Raw genomic sequence first — 15422 nt, 5'->3', positions numbered from 1 at the left:
TTATTAGGTCTATTAGGTTTAAATAGTTAGATAACGTTACGCTAAAGAACATCTCTTTACTTATACCAATTGAAATTACCTTAATAACGCTTACAGTGTTCTGTACATCAAACAGTTAGATATTATATAAATCAAAGGGGTTAGTCTTTTCGTTTACCTCCCTCATTTCAGCACTCCTCTTACGCAACTTTTTACCTTGAAGAATTATAGAGCGAACAATTAATCTAAGTATGCTGAAGGACGCCCTATGTTCTATTATGAGCGTTATCTGAGTACCATCCTGTATTTCCATCAATACAATTTGTAAGAGTTACATTCATATTAGAGCTTAACTTTCAGATATTGATCATAGGTGCTTTGATCTCTAGAACGCAAGAAACCCGTAGCGTAAGCGACGGGTTTCTTTAAAGAGACTTTTGGCAATGTACTACGCTCATATGGATTTCATTTTTTAAATCCCAGACAACAAAAAGCCCGACTCATATGAATCGGGCTTCTTTAAATAGACCCTTAGCAGTGCCCTACAAACATGGGCTTAACTAACATGAATCACGCTACCCCCGGCGCAAGGGCTTTCACTTCACTATCTGTGAGATTGTTCAAATGCCAGAAAGCAAAAAATCCGTAGCGTAAGCTACAAGTTTCTTTAAAGAGAAACTTAGCAATGTACTACGCTCATATGGACTTCGTTTTTTAAATCCCAGACAGCAAAAAGCCCGTTACTTTCGTAACGGGCTTCTCTAATTAGAAGTTTAGCAATGTCCTACTCTCACATGGGAACTCCCACACTACCATCGGCGCAACTGCGTTTCACTTCTGAGTTCGGAAAGGGATCAGGTGGGACCACAGCGCTATTGTCGCTAAACAAAAAAGGTACAATCTTAGAAAGCTTGCTCAATGAGCTATAAATATCGTTTGGTTTTCTTGGTTCAAGTAACACGTAAGTACGTGATGTTTTCTTACCTTTCGGTCTATGTCAGTCTTTATACAAATCACTTCAGTATCACTTCTCAGCAAAACTACTTGGGTGTTGTATGGTTAAGCCTCACGGGTAATTAGTATCAGTTAGCTCAATGCCTCGCAGCACTTACACACCTGACCTATCAACGTTGTAGTCTCCAACGACCCTTTAGGGGACTTAAAGTCCCAGTGAGAACTCATCTCAAAGCCTGCTTCCCGCTTAGATGCTTTCAGCGGTTATCAGTTCCGAACGTAGCTACCGGGCAATGCCATTGGCATGACAACCCGAACACCAGTGGTTCGTCCACTCCGGTCCTCTCGTACTAGGAGCAGCCCTCTTCAATTCTCAAACGCCCACGGCAGATAGGGACCGAACTGTCTCACGACGTTCTAAACCCAGCTCGCGTACCACTTTAAATGGCGAACAGCCATACCCTTGGGACCGACTTCAGCCCCAGGATGTGATGAGCCGACATCGAGGTGCCAAACACCGCCGTCGATATGAACTCTTGGGCGGTATCAGCCTGTTATCCCCGGAGTACCTTTTATCCGTTGAGCGATGGCCCTTCCATACAGAACCACCGGATCACTATGACCTACTTTCGTACCTGCTCGACGTGTCTGTCTCGCAGTTAAGCTGGCTTATGCCATTGCACTAACCGTACGATGTCCGACCGTACTTAGCCAACCTTCGTGCTCCTCCGTTACTCTTTGGGAGGAGACCGCCCCAGTCAAACTACCCACCAGACAGTGTCCCCAAGCCCGATAAGGGCCCTAGGTTAGAACATCACGCATACAAGGGTGGTATTTCAAGATTGGCTCCACCACATCTAGCGACATGGTTTCAAAGCCTCCCACCTATCCTACACATGTAGGAGCAATGTTCACTGTCAAGCTATAGTAAAGGTTCACGGGGTCTTTCCGTCTAGCCGCGGGTATACGGCATCTTAACCGCAAATTCAATTTCACTGAGTCTCGGGTGGAGACAGTGTGGCCATGATTACGCCATTCGTGCAGGTCGGAACTTACCCGACAAGGAATTTCGCTACCTTAGGACCGTTATAGTTACGGCCGCCGTTTACCGGGGCTTCGATCATCAGCTTCGTCCGAGGACTAACCGAATCAATTAACCTTCCGGCACCGGGCAGGCGTCACACCGTATACGTCATCTTTCGATTTTGCACAGTGCTGTGTTTTTAATAAACAGTTCCAGCCACCTGGTTACTTCGACTACTCTTCGCTTACACCGCAAGGGTTTAACGTTGAGCAGCGTACCTTCTCCCGAAGTTACGGTACTATTTTGCCTAGTTCCTTCACCCGAGTTCTCTCAAGCGCCTTAGTATTCTCTACCTAACCACCTGTGTCGGTTTGGGGTACGGTTCCTATATATCTGAAGCTTAGAAGCTTTTCCTGGAAGCATGGCATCAACAACTTCAACTCCGTAGAGTCTCGTCTCGTATCTCAGTGTTAATGAAGTCCCGGATTTACCTAAGACAACCACCTACATACTTTCACACGGACTACCAACGCCGTGCTTGTTTAGCCTACTCCGTCCCTCCTTCGCAATATATAGAAGTACAGAAATATTAATCTGTTTCCCATCGACTACGCGTTTCCGCCTCGCCTTAGGGGCCGACTTACCCTGCCCTGATTAACATGGGACAGGAAACCTTGGTCTTTCGGCGGGGGAGTTTTTCACTCCCCTTATCGTTACTCATGTCAGCATTCGCACTTCTGATACCTCCAGCAAACTTCTCAATTCACCTTCAACGGCTTACAGAACGCTCCCCTACCACTTGAACCTAAGTTCAAATCCGCAGCTTCGGTGACTAGTTTAGCCCCGTTACATCTTCCGCGCAGACCGACTCGACTAGTGAGCTATTACGCTTTCTTTAAAGGATGGCTGCTTCTAAGCCAACCTCCTAGCTGTCTATGCCTTTCCACATCGTTTCCCACTTAACTAGTACTTTGGGACCTTAGCTGGCGGTCTGGGTTGTTTCCCTCTTCACAACGGACGTTAGCACCCGCAGTGTGTCTCCCGCATATCACTCATTGGTATTCGGAGTTTGCAAAGGGTTGGTAAGTCGGGATGACCCCCTAGCCTTAACAGTGCTCTACCCCCAATGGTGTTCGTGCGAGGCTCTACCTAAATAGATTTCGGGGAGAACCAGCTATCTCCCGGCTTGATTAGCCTTTCACTCCGACCCACAAGTCATCACCGCATTTTTCAACATACGTGTGTTCGGTCCTCCAGTTGATGTTACTCAACCTTCAACCTGCCCATGGGTAGATCGCCGGGTTTCGGGTCTATACCCTGCAACTAAACGCGCAGTTAACACTCGCTTTCGCTACGGCTCCCCTAATCGGTTAACCTTGCTACAGAATATAAGTCGCTGACCCATTATACAAAAGGTACGCAGTCACCCGACTAAATCGGGCTCCCACTGCTTGTACGTATGCGGTTTCAGGTTCTATTTCACTCCCCTCACAGGGGTTCTTTTCGCCTTTCCCTCACGGTACTGGTTCACTATCGGTCAGTTAGTAGTATTTAGCCTTGGAGGATGGTCCCCCCATATTCAGACAAAGTTTCACGTGCTCCGTCCTACTCGATTTCACTTAAAGGTTGCTTTTGTATACGGGACTATCACCCTGTATCGTTGTCCTTTCCAGAACATTCTACTAGCACCCTATAAGCTTAAGGGCTGATTCGCGTTCGCTCGCCGCTACTAACGAAATCTCGGTTGATTTCTTTTCCTCGGGGTACTTAGATGTTTCAGTTCTCCCGGTTCGCTTCGTTACGCTATGTATTCACGTAACGATACCTACCTTATGGTAAGTGGGTTTCCCCATTCGGACATCTTTGGCTATAACGGTTTTTATCACCTCACCAAAGCTTTTCGCAGATTAACACGTCCTTCATCGCCTCTAACTGCCAAGGCATCCACCACATACGCTTAGTCACTTAACCATACAACCCTAAGTAGTCTCATCCGAAGATTTGAAAACGAAGTACGCCCCGGAGACTAATCCAAGGCAATTGTAAAGTCTGACATTTTCACGTACTCAGTATATCCGAAGATATACGATGAGTTACTTGATAAGACATCATGCTCTTGCGAGCAGTATGAATTTGATAATACATCCTTGGGGGGATGCACTATCACCATTACCACATTCACGATAAGAGAATGAGATAACAGCTTGGTATTTATAATCATGTAAACAACAGCGCGACACCGTGCTTACCTTATAAATACCGATATTTATATCAGCTTTCCAGATTGTTAAAGAATTCAAATTAGCACGCATTCGGCATAATTCGTGGTTTAAAAAACCAAATTTAAAATCACTATAAAGTGTATTTAAATTTGGTCTCTTTCTTTAGTAAAAGATACGTGATGAGTTGGTGGAGCTAAGCAGGATCGAACTGCTGACCTCCTGCGTGCAAGGCAGGCGCTCTCCCAGCTGAGCTATAGCCCCATCAGGGTATCTTTCAATTTGTTATCATGTAATTTGTGTGAACACTCGTGAAATACAATCCGAAAACTGATTTCCATTAAGCAATTTTACTTCAAGATAAGGAGGTGATCCAACCCCAGGTTCCCCTAGGGTTACCTTGTTACGACTTCACCCCAGTCATGAAACACAAAGTGGTGACCGTCCTCCCCGAGGGGTTAAACTAGCCACTTCTTTTGCATCCCACTCCCATGGTGTGACGGGCGGTGTGTACAAGGCCCGGGAACGTATTCACCGTAGCATTCTGATCTACGATTACTAGCGATTCCGACTTCATGGAGTCGAGTTGCAGACTCCAATCCGGACTACGACAAGCTTTGTGGGATTCGCTCCACCTCGCGGTATTGCTGCCCTCTGTACCTGCCATTGTAGCACGTGTGTAGCCCATCCCGTAAGGGCCATGATGACTTGACGTCGTCCCCACCTTCCTCCGGTTTATCACCGGCAGTCTCCTTAGAGTTCCCGCCATAACGCGCTGGCAAATAAGGATAGGGGTTGCGCTCGTTGCGGGACTTAACCCAACATTTCACAACACGAGCTGACGACAGCCATGCAGCACCTGTCACAGAGTTCCCGAAGGCACAAGTCTATCTCTAGTCTCTTCTCTGGATGTCAAGGGATGGTAAGGTTCTTCGCGTTGCATCGAATTAAACCACATGCTCCACCGCTTGTGCGGGCCCCCGTCAATTCATTTGAGTTTTAACCTTGCGGCCGTACTCCCCAGGCGGTCAACTTAGTGCGTTAGCTGCGCCACTCACGGATCAAGTCCACAAACGGCTAGTTGACATCGTTTACGGCGTGGACTACCAGGGTATCTAATCCTGTTCGCTCCCCACGCTTTCGTTCCTCAGCGTCAGTATCTGTCCAGGTGGCCGCCTTCGCCACTGATGTTCCTTCCAATCTCTACGCATTTCACCGCTACACTGGAAATTCCACCACCCTCTACAGTACTCTAGTCTACCAGTTCAAAATGCAGTTCCAAGGTTGAGCCCTGGGCTTTCACATCTTGCTTAATAGACCGCCTACGAACGCTTTACGCCCAGTAATTCCGATTAACGCTTGCACCCCTCGTATTACCGCGGCTGCTGGCACGAAGTTAGCCGGTGCTTCTTCTGTTGTTAACGTCACAGAATGCAGCTATTAACTACACCCCTTTCCTCACAACTGAAAGTGCTTTACAACCCGAAGGCCTTCTTCACACACGCGGCATGGCTGCATCAGGCTTTCGCCCATTGTGCAATATTCCCCACTGCTGCCTCCCGTAGGAGTCTGGGCCGTGTCTCAGTCCCAGTGTGGCTGATCATCCTCTCAAACCAGCTAGAGATCGTCGCCTTGGTGAGCCATTACCTCACCAACTAGCTAATCTCACTTGGGCTAATCAAATGGCGAGAGGTTCCGAAGAATCCCCCCCTTTGGTCCGTAGACGTTATGCGGTATTAGCAGTCGTTTCCAACTGTTGTCCCCCACCATAAGGCATATTCCCAAGCATTACTCACCCGTCCGCCGCTCGTCAGCAGATAGCAAGCTATCTCTGTTACCGCTCGACTTGCATGTGTTAAGCCTGCCGCCAGCGTTCAATCTGAGCCATGATCAAACTCTTCAATTAAAAATCGTTTGTGTAACCTCATCGCAAGCGATGTGTTACTGCTCAATGAATTCTGTCGTGATACCAACCGAAGTTGATATCGCATTACATAGTCGCTACCTATCTAACTAAAGATAAATAACTATATTTATTTGCATGAACAGCATTCATTAAGCGTTTTTTTGTTCCTACCTAGTAAAAGATAGAGAACTATGTAAAACAACATAATGTGAGTGCTCACACAAATTGCATGATAACTAATTGTTAAAGAAAAATGTCGCTCATATTGCTATGAAAGACAGAAGATAATCGCATTCGTTATCTTCTTAACCTCAGGCCTTGCCTGAGTGAGGTGCGCATAATACGCCTCTCAGTTTTATTGTCAACACTTAGTTCCATAAAGAAAGTAAGTATTTTATAAAACAGTATTTTTTACGTTAATTGCACATTTATCAGGCAATTAAGTTAACAAATAGTGTTTAATCAAGTAGCCCGTCACAAATGTAACGGGCTTCTCGTGTGCCGCAGCACAAATTAGAAGTTTAGCAATGTCCTACTCTCACATGGGAACTCCCACACTACCATCGGCGCAACTGCGTTTCACTTCTGAGTTCGGAAAGGGATCAGGTGGGACCACAGCGCTATTGTCGCTAAACAAAAAAGGTACAATCTTAGAAAGCTTGCTCAATGAGCTATAAATATCGTTTGGTTTTCTTGGTTCAAGTAACACGTAAGTACGTGATGTTTTCTTACCTTTCGGTCTATGTCAGTCTTTATACAAATCACTTCAGTATCACTTCTCAGCAAAACTACTTGGGTGTTGTATGGTTAAGCCTCACGGGTAATTAGTATCAGTTAGCTCAATGCCTCGCAGCACTTACACACCTGACCTATCAACGTTGTAGTCTCCAACGACCCTTTAGGGGACTTAAAGTCCCAGTGAGAACTCATCTCAAAGCCTGCTTCCCGCTTAGATGCTTTCAGCGGTTATCAGTTCCGAACGTAGCTACCGGGCAATGCCATTGGCATGACAACCCGAACACCAGTGGTTCGTCCACTCCGGTCCTCTCGTACTAGGAGCAGCCCTCTTCAATTCTCAAACGCCCACGGCAGATAGGGACCGAACTGTCTCACGACGTTCTAAACCCAGCTCGCGTACCACTTTAAATGGCGAACAGCCATACCCTTGGGACCGACTTCAGCCCCAGGATGTGATGAGCCGACATCGAGGTGCCAAACACCGCCGTCGATATGAACTCTTGGGCGGTATCAGCCTGTTATCCCCGGAGTACCTTTTATCCGTTGAGCGATGGCCCTTCCATACAGAACCACCGGATCACTATGACCTACTTTCGTACCTGCTCGACGTGTCTGTCTCGCAGTTAAGCTGGCTTATGCCATTGCACTAACCGTACGATGTCCGACCGTACTTAGCCAACCTTCGTGCTCCTCCGTTACTCTTTGGGAGGAGACCGCCCCAGTCAAACTACCCACCAGACAGTGTCCCCAAGCCCGATAAGGGCCCTAGGTTAGAACATCACGCATACAAGGGTGGTATTTCAAGATTGGCTCCACCACATCTAGCGACATGGTTTCAAAGCCTCCCACCTATCCTACACATGTAGGAGCAATGTTCACTGTCAAGCTATAGTAAAGGTTCACGGGGTCTTTCCGTCTAGCCGCGGGTATACGGCATCTTAACCGCAAATTCAATTTCACTGAGTCTCGGGTGGAGACAGTGTGGCCATGATTACGCCATTCGTGCAGGTCGGAACTTACCCGACAAGGAATTTCGCTACCTTAGGACCGTTATAGTTACGGCCGCCGTTTACCGGGGCTTCGATCATCAGCTTCGTCCGAGGACTAACCGAATCAATTAACCTTCCGGCACCGGGCAGGCGTCACACCGTATACGTCATCTTTCGATTTTGCACAGTGCTGTGTTTTTAATAAACAGTTCCAGCCACCTGGTTACTTCGACTACTCTTCGCTTACACCGCAAGGGTTTAACGTTGAGCAGCGTACCTTCTCCCGAAGTTACGGTACTATTTTGCCTAGTTCCTTCACCCGAGTTCTCTCAAGCGCCTTAGTATTCTCTACCTAACCACCTGTGTCGGTTTGGGGTACGGTTCCTATATATCTGAAGCTTAGAAGCTTTTCCTGGAAGCATGGCATCAACAACTTCAACTCCGTAGAGTCTCGTCTCGTATCTCAGTGTTAATGAAGTCCCGGATTTACCTAAGACAACCACCTACATACTTTCACACGGACTACCAACGCCGTGCTTGTTTAGCCTACTCCGTCCCTCCTTCGCAATATATAGAAGTACAGAAATATTAATCTGTTTCCCATCGACTACGCGTTTCCGCCTCGCCTTAGGGGCCGACTTACCCTGCCCTGATTAACATGGGACAGGAAACCTTGGTCTTTCGGCGGGGGAGTTTTTCACTCCCCTTATCGTTACTCATGTCAGCATTCGCACTTCTGATACCTCCAGCAAACTTCTCAATTCACCTTCAACGGCTTACAGAACGCTCCCCTACCACTTGAACCTAAGTTCAAATCCGCAGCTTCGGTGACTAGTTTAGCCCCGTTACATCTTCCGCGCAGACCGACTCGACTAGTGAGCTATTACGCTTTCTTTAAAGGATGGCTGCTTCTAAGCCAACCTCCTAGCTGTCTATGCCTTTCCACATCGTTTCCCACTTAACTAGTACTTTGGGACCTTAGCTGGCGGTCTGGGTTGTTTCCCTCTTCACAACGGACGTTAGCACCCGCAGTGTGTCTCCCGCATATCACTCATTGGTATTCGGAGTTTGCAAAGGGTTGGTAAGTCGGGATGACCCCCTAGCCTTAACAGTGCTCTACCCCCAATGGTGTTCGTGCGAGGCTCTACCTAAATAGATTTCGGGGAGAACCAGCTATCTCCCGGCTTGATTAGCCTTTCACTCCGACCCACAAGTCATCACCGCATTTTTCAACATACGTGTGTTCGGTCCTCCAGTTGATGTTACTCAACCTTCAACCTGCCCATGGGTAGATCGCCGGGTTTCGGGTCTATACCCTGCAACTAAACGCGCAGTTAACACTCGCTTTCGCTACGGCTCCCCTAATCGGTTAACCTTGCTACAGAATATAAGTCGCTGACCCATTATACAAAAGGTACGCAGTCACCCGACTAAATCGGGCTCCCACTGCTTGTACGTATGCGGTTTCAGGTTCTATTTCACTCCCCTCACAGGGGTTCTTTTCGCCTTTCCCTCACGGTACTGGTTCACTATCGGTCAGTTAGTAGTATTTAGCCTTGGAGGATGGTCCCCCCATATTCAGACAAAGTTTCACGTGCTCCGTCCTACTCGATTTCACTTAAAGGTTGCTTTTGTATACGGGACTATCACCCTGTATCGTTGTCCTTTCCAGAACATTCTACTAGCACCCTATAAGCTTAAGGGCTGATTCGCGTTCGCTCGCCGCTACTAACGAAATCTCGGTTGATTTCTTTTCCTCGGGGTACTTAGATGTTTCAGTTCTCCCGGTTCGCTTCGTTACGCTATGTATTCACGTAACGATACCTACCTTATGGTAAGTGGGTTTCCCCATTCGGACATCTTTGGCTATAACGGTTTTTATCACCTCACCAAAGCTTTTCGCAGATTAACACGTCCTTCATCGCCTCTAACTGCCAAGGCATCCACCACATACGCTTAGTCACTTAACCATACAACCCTAAGTAGTCTCATCCGAAGATTTGAAAACGAAGTACGCCCCGGAGACTAATCCAAGGCAATTGTAAAGTCTGACATTTTCACGTACTCAGTATATCCGAAGATATACGATGAGTTACTTGATAAGACATCATGCTCTTGCGAGCAGTATGAATTTGATAATACATCCTTGGGGGGATGCACTATCACCATTACCACATTCACGATAAGAGAATGAGATAACAGCTTGGTATTTATAATCATGTAAACAACAGCGCGACACCGTGCTTACCTTATAAATACCGATATTTATATCAGCTTTCCAGATTGTTAAAGAATTCAAATTAGCACGCATTCGGCATAATTCGTGGTTTAAAAAACCAAATTTAAAATCACTATAAAGTGTATTTAAATTTGGTCTCTTTCTTTAGTAAAAGATACGTGATGAGTTGGTGGAGCTAAGCAGGATCGAACTGCTGACCTCCTGCGTGCAAGGCAGGCGCTCTCCCAGCTGAGCTATAGCCCCATCAGGGTATCTTTCAATTTGTTATCATGTAATTTGTGTGAACACTCGTGAAATACAATCCGAAAACTGATTTCCATTAAGCAATTTTACTTCAAGATAAGGAGGTGATCCAACCCCAGGTTCCCCTAGGGTTACCTTGTTACGACTTCACCCCAGTCATGAAACACAAAGTGGTGACCGTCCTCCCCGAGGGGTTAAACTAGCCACTTCTTTTGCATCCCACTCCCATGGTGTGACGGGCGGTGTGTACAAGGCCCGGGAACGTATTCACCGTAGCATTCTGATCTACGATTACTAGCGATTCCGACTTCATGGAGTCGAGTTGCAGACTCCAATCCGGACTACGACAAGCTTTGTGGGATTCGCTCCACCTCGCGGTATTGCTGCCCTCTGTACCTGCCATTGTAGCACGTGTGTAGCCCATCCCGTAAGGGCCATGATGACTTGACGTCGTCCCCACCTTCCTCCGGTTTATCACCGGCAGTCTCCTTAGAGTTCCCGCCATAACGCGCTGGCAAATAAGGATAGGGGTTGCGCTCGTTGCGGGACTTAACCCAACATTTCACAACACGAGCTGACGACAGCCATGCAGCACCTGTCACAGAGTTCCCGAAGGCACAAGTCTATCTCTAGTCTCTTCTCTGGATGTCAAGGGATGGTAAGGTTCTTCGCGTTGCATCGAATTAAACCACATGCTCCACCGCTTGTGCGGGCCCCCGTCAATTCATTTGAGTTTTAACCTTGCGGCCGTACTCCCCAGGCGGTCAACTTAGTGCGTTAGCTGCGCCACTCACGGATCAAGTCCACAAACGGCTAGTTGACATCGTTTACGGCGTGGACTACCAGGGTATCTAATCCTGTTCGCTCCCCACGCTTTCGTTCCTCAGCGTCAGTATCTGTCCAGGTGGCCGCCTTCGCCACTGATGTTCCTTCCAATCTCTACGCATTTCACCGCTACACTGGAAATTCCACCACCCTCTACAGTACTCTAGTCTACCAGTTCAAAATGCAGTTCCAAGGTTGAGCCCTGGGCTTTCACATCTTGCTTAATAGACCGCCTACGAACGCTTTACGCCCAGTAATTCCGATTAACGCTTGCACCCCTCGTATTACCGCGGCTGCTGGCACGAAGTTAGCCGGTGCTTCTTCTGTTGTTAACGTCACAGAATGCAGCTATTAACTACACTCCTTTCCTCACAACTGAAAGTGCTTTACAACCCGAAGGCCTTCTTCACACACGCGGCATGGCTGCATCAGGCTTTCGCCCATTGTGCAATATTCCCCACTGCTGCCTCCCGTAGGAGTCTGGGCCGTGTCTCAGTCCCAGTGTGGCTGATCATCCTCTCAAACCAGCTAGAGATCGTCGCCTTGGTGAGCCATTACCTCACCAACTAGCTAATCTCACTTGGGCTAATCAAATGGCGAGAGGTCCGAAGATCCCCCCCTTTGGTCCGTAGACGTTATGCGGTATTAGCAGTCGTTTCCAACTGTTGTCCCCCACCATAAGGCATATTCCCAAGCATTACTCACCCGTCCGCCGCTCGTCAGCAGATAGCAAGCTATCTCTGTTACCGCTCGACTTGCATGTGTTAAGCCTGCCGCCAGCGTTCAATCTGAGCCATGATCAAACTCTTCAATTAAAAATCGTTTGTGTAACCTCATCGCAAGCGATGTGTTACTGCTCAATGAATTCTGTCGTGATACCAACCGAAGTTGATATCGCATTACATAGTCGCTACCTATCTAACTAAAGATACGTAACTATATTTATTTGCATGAACATCATTCATTAAGCGTTTTTTGTTCCTACCTAGTAAAAGATAGAGAACTATGTAAAACAACATAATGTGAGTGCTCACACAAATTGCATGATAACTAATTGTTAAAGAAGAACTTCGTAAACTAAGTTTAGAAGTAGATAAGAGTCGCATTCGCTCTTTATCTGAAGCAAACTAAGTTGAACTTAATTTGCGTTGCTCGTTGCTGTTGCCCCGAAGCAGGAGGCGTATAATACGCTTCCGAGTTTTGATGTCAACGTTTATTTTAAATTATTTTGAAAAACATTTAAAATTTCAAGTTAACTTACGTTATTTATCGCTAAAGCGAGTAGATAACGTATCAAAACAGTTCGCTGATGATTCATTTTGCGTGAACCCCTTGGAACTGGAGCGCATTGTAGAGAGTTTTCAGTTTTGGTCAACACCTTTCCCACTTAAAATTGCATTTAATGAATCGTTCGCTCAGTTAAAAGGCAACACGTACATTTAAGCAACTATTATAGGGGGAATTATTGAAAATTATTCTTTAATAACAGATTAATTGCATAAACTTTGCACTTGATAGTTGCACATTATAAAAAGCTGCGTAACATAGAATTGCTATTTGCTTATATTCAAGCAGTTAAATTAGTTTATTAAAATAATAATTAGGTATCTTTATATGAAGTCTCCAACGTTACAAACAGTCATCATTGCTGTTGCATTTGCCATCATCGCTTATATTGTCACTTTTGCCGTACCGGCTAGTTCTATACTTATTGCCAGTTTAGTATTTGTTAGTGCATTTCTCGCACCTTTACTCACTGGTAGTCCATCAACCAACACAGCTTCATCTACATCCAGTAATACTATAGCTTCGGATGAGGATGTTAGAACCCTTTATGTTGGTAACTTACCTTATAGAGCGAATGAAACCTCAGTACGAGAGCTTTTCTCAGAACATGGTTCTGTACATTCTGTACGTTTAATGAAAGATAAACATACAGGGAAACGTCGTGGTTTCGGTTTTGTTGAAATGGCTTCTGATGATTTAGACAAAGCAATATCTGCATTGAACGATACTGAGTTTCAGCAACGTACACTGAAAGTAAGAGAAGCAAAGGAACGCCCTGAGCGAACTGAAGATAACAATCAAGACGACTAACGCTACAACTTATATAATAAAAGGCCGCTATAATAGCGGCCTTTTTTATTACTCTAAATCTAAAGTTGAACGGTTATATTCTACCAAGACGTTAACTTAGGCTTCTAATGATTCTTCTGCATTTTTCTACAATAGCTCAACCTGCTTTATTTAACGTAATCGAACTTAAGTTATTCTTGCTTATTCATATTCCTTTGGCATTAACTAATAAATTACTTGAGTGGATAAACCTTGTTACCTAGTGGTGTTTACCCTTATAACTGTTAATCAGCAACAATGGCTAATAGATAGGCAAACTAGTTAATATTGGCTTATTTATAAAATAGACTGATTAAGAGCTAGACAAAAGCTAAGTCGATAGTAAAATTCGCGCTGTTATTCTAATCTCTCTTTCTTTATACAAGGCACTTCCATGTTTAGTCACATTCATCCGGATAATTACGATGCGCAATTATCAAAAAAACAACAAGATATGGCTAAGTTATTTAGTGACTTCAACCTACCAGCTCCTGATTTATATCCATCGGTACCATTGAATTATCGTCAAAGAGCAGAATTTAGGGTTTGGCATGAAGGTGATGACCTTTATTACATCATGTTTGATAGTAAAACTAAGGAAAAATTTAGAGTAGATGACTTTCCTGTTGCTAGCGAGTTAATCAACAACGCGATGAAAGCTTTACTCGCCACAATTAAAGATCAACGTGAATTGCGGTTTAAGCTTTTTCAAGTCGATTTCTTATCGACACTAAGTGGTGAGTTATTAATTAGTATGCTGTACCACAAGCCTTTGGAAGATAATTGGCAAATTGAGGCAGAAAAGCTAAAAGCTCAGCTATCAACAATAGCCCCTGTGGATATTATTGGTCGCGCAAAGAAACAAAAAATTATAGTTGATAAAGATTATGTAATGGAGTCCTTGAACGTTGGAGGCAAGACCTATGTTTATCAACAAGTAGAAAATAGTTTCACGCAACCAAATGCGGGTGTTAATGAGCAAATGCTCTTATGGGCTCAGCAAGCAACACAAAATGCTGGAGGCGATCTCATTGAGCTTTACTGTGGCAATGGTAACTTTAGTATCGCCCTTGCTGAAAACTTTGAACGAGTACTTGGTACTGAGATATCGAAAACCTCTGTTCGTTCTGCACAAATTAATATTAGTGAAAATGGTATTGATAATATAGATATTGTACGTATGTCTAGTGAAGAATTTAGTCAAGCGATGAATGGTGAACGAAAGTTTAGACGTTTAGAAGACTTTGATTTAACCACTTATAACTACGATACCGTGTTAGTAGATCCGCCTCGTGCTGGATTAGATAGAGACAGTGTTGAATTGGTTAGACGTTTTAATAAAATTATTTATATCTCGTGTAATCCTGAAACTTTGAAAGATAATTTAGCGCTTCTAGTAGAAACACATCAAATTGATAAATTTGCCTTATTTGATCAGTTCCCTTACACCGACCATATTGAAACAGGTGTAATACTAACAAGAAAGTAAACTAACGAGATTTTCTTGAAATTTTACGACGATCACTTAGTTCAAGAGCACCACGGGCAATAAAGCGTAATTGCTGAATTGTTTGTTGAGCTAATTGATCACGTTCCGCTTTATCTTCTATATCAAGTGCATCCGAACCAGCACTAAAAACAATGGTTACCGCAGCATTAGCCTGCATATAGGCAACATCAGCTTCAAGCTGATTCGCTTTTTGAAGGTAATCACAAAGCTCCATTGTAAAATAACGAATTTCACGAATTACAGCAGCACGAAAAGCAGCGGAGGTGCCTGAACGTTCACGTAATAATAGTCTGAAAATATTACCATTACTTTCAATTAATTCCATAAAGGTCTGTACTGATATTTGAATAACAGATCCACCTTTAGCGATACGCTGCCTTGCTTGTCGCATCAGCTGTCTCAGTGTTAAACCTGCTTCATCCACTAAAGTTAAACCTAATTCATCCATATCAGAAAAATGGCGATAAAAAGATGTCGGGGCTAAACCCGCTTCTTTTGCAACTTCGCGTAAACTTAAGTTTGAGAAACTACGTTCCGCACTCAGTTGATTTAGAGCTGCATTAATAATTTGACGACGGGTCTTTTCTTTTTGTTGTGCTCTTACACCACTCATCTAACCGGCTCTTTATGAGATAAATTCAATATTATTATCATAATACTGAATTAGCTCAATATTGTCAG

The 15422-nt window shown here is 44.9% G+C and carries 3 protein-coding genes, 2 tRNA genes and 6 rRNA genes; 2 read left to right on the top strand and 9 right to left on the bottom strand.

The window, feature by feature from the left end; all coding sequences use genetic code 11:
* Positions 1 to 750: 750 nt before the first annotated feature.
* The 8 genes from rrf (CPS_RS01590) to CPS_RS01555 form a co-directional block, all read right to left on the bottom strand.
* Positions 751 to 865, bottom strand: a 5S ribosomal RNA gene (rrf, locus tag CPS_RS01590).
* Between the two features lie 169 nt (positions 866 to 1034).
* A 23S ribosomal RNA gene (locus tag CPS_RS01585) occupies positions 1035 to 3928 on the bottom strand.
* A 436-nt stretch (positions 3929 to 4364) separates the two neighbouring features.
* Positions 4365 to 4440: transfer RNA gene (locus tag CPS_RS01580), tRNA-Ala, on the bottom strand.
* 97 nt (positions 4441 to 4537) lie between these two features.
* A 16S ribosomal RNA gene (locus CPS_RS01575) occupies positions 4538 to 6082 on the bottom strand.
* Positions 6083 to 6601: 519 nt separating this feature from the next.
* Positions 6602 to 6716, bottom strand: a 5S ribosomal RNA gene (rrf, locus tag CPS_RS01570).
* 169 nt (positions 6717 to 6885) lie between these two features.
* Positions 6886 to 9779 (bottom strand): 23S ribosomal RNA (locus tag CPS_RS01565).
* Between the two features lie 436 nt (positions 9780 to 10215).
* Positions 10216 to 10291 (bottom strand) — tRNA-Ala (locus tag CPS_RS01560).
* 97 nt (positions 10292 to 10388) lie between these two features.
* Positions 10389 to 11931, bottom strand: a 16S ribosomal RNA gene (locus CPS_RS01555).
* Together the 16S, 23S and 5S rRNA genes with 2 tRNA genes alongside form the textbook arrangement of a ribosomal RNA operon.
* A gap of 799 nt (positions 11932 to 12730) precedes the next feature.
* Between CPS_RS01555 and CPS_RS01545 the strand changes: the two genes are divergently transcribed.
* Both CPS_RS01545 and trmA read left to right on the top strand, forming a co-directional pair.
* Positions 12731 to 13213 (top strand): RNA recognition motif domain-containing protein, encoded by a 483-nt coding sequence (locus CPS_RS01545; RefSeq protein ID WP_011041211.1) that lies wholly within the window; start codon positions 12731 to 12733, stop codon positions 13211 to 13213.
* A gap of 412 nt (positions 13214 to 13625) precedes the next feature.
* Positions 13626 to 14720 carry a tRNA (uridine(54)-C5)-methyltransferase TrmA gene (gene trmA, locus CPS_RS01540; RefSeq protein ID WP_011041209.1) on the top strand — a complete coding sequence of 365 codons (1095 nt, stop codon included), beginning with the start codon at positions 13626 to 13628 and terminating at the stop codon, positions 14718 to 14720.
* A gap of 1 nt (position 14721) precedes the next feature.
* Here the strand turns inward: trmA and fabR are convergent, their stop codons facing one another.
* On the bottom strand, positions 14722 to 15354 hold the full coding sequence (gene fabR, locus CPS_RS01535; protein WP_011041208.1) for an HTH-type transcriptional repressor FabR: 633 nt from the start codon (positions 15352 to 15354) through the stop codon (positions 14722 to 14724).
* Positions 15355 to 15422 lie beyond the last annotated feature (68 nt).

It is taken from the genome of Colwellia psychrerythraea 34H, from assembly GCF_000012325.1.
GTDB lineage: Bacteria > Pseudomonadota > Gammaproteobacteria > Enterobacterales > Alteromonadaceae > Colwellia > Colwellia psychrerythraea_A.
The sequence above is the reverse complement of the archived record's forward strand: the minus strand, read 5'-3'. Positions and strand labels throughout refer to the sequence as shown.

Excerpts from the sequence above, each read along its gene's own strand:
- CPS_RS01545 (WP_011041211.1), top strand. The coding sequence starts at position 12,731 with ATGAAGTCTCCAACGTTACAAACAGTCATCATTGCTGTTGCATTTGCC.
- trmA (WP_011041209.1), top strand. The coding sequence starts at position 13,626 with ATGTTTAGTCACATTCATCCGGATAATTACGATGCGCAATTATCAAAA.
- fabR (WP_011041208.1), bottom strand. The coding sequence starts at position 15,354 with ATGAGTGGTGTAAGAGCACAACAAAAAGAAAAGACCCGTCGTCAAATT.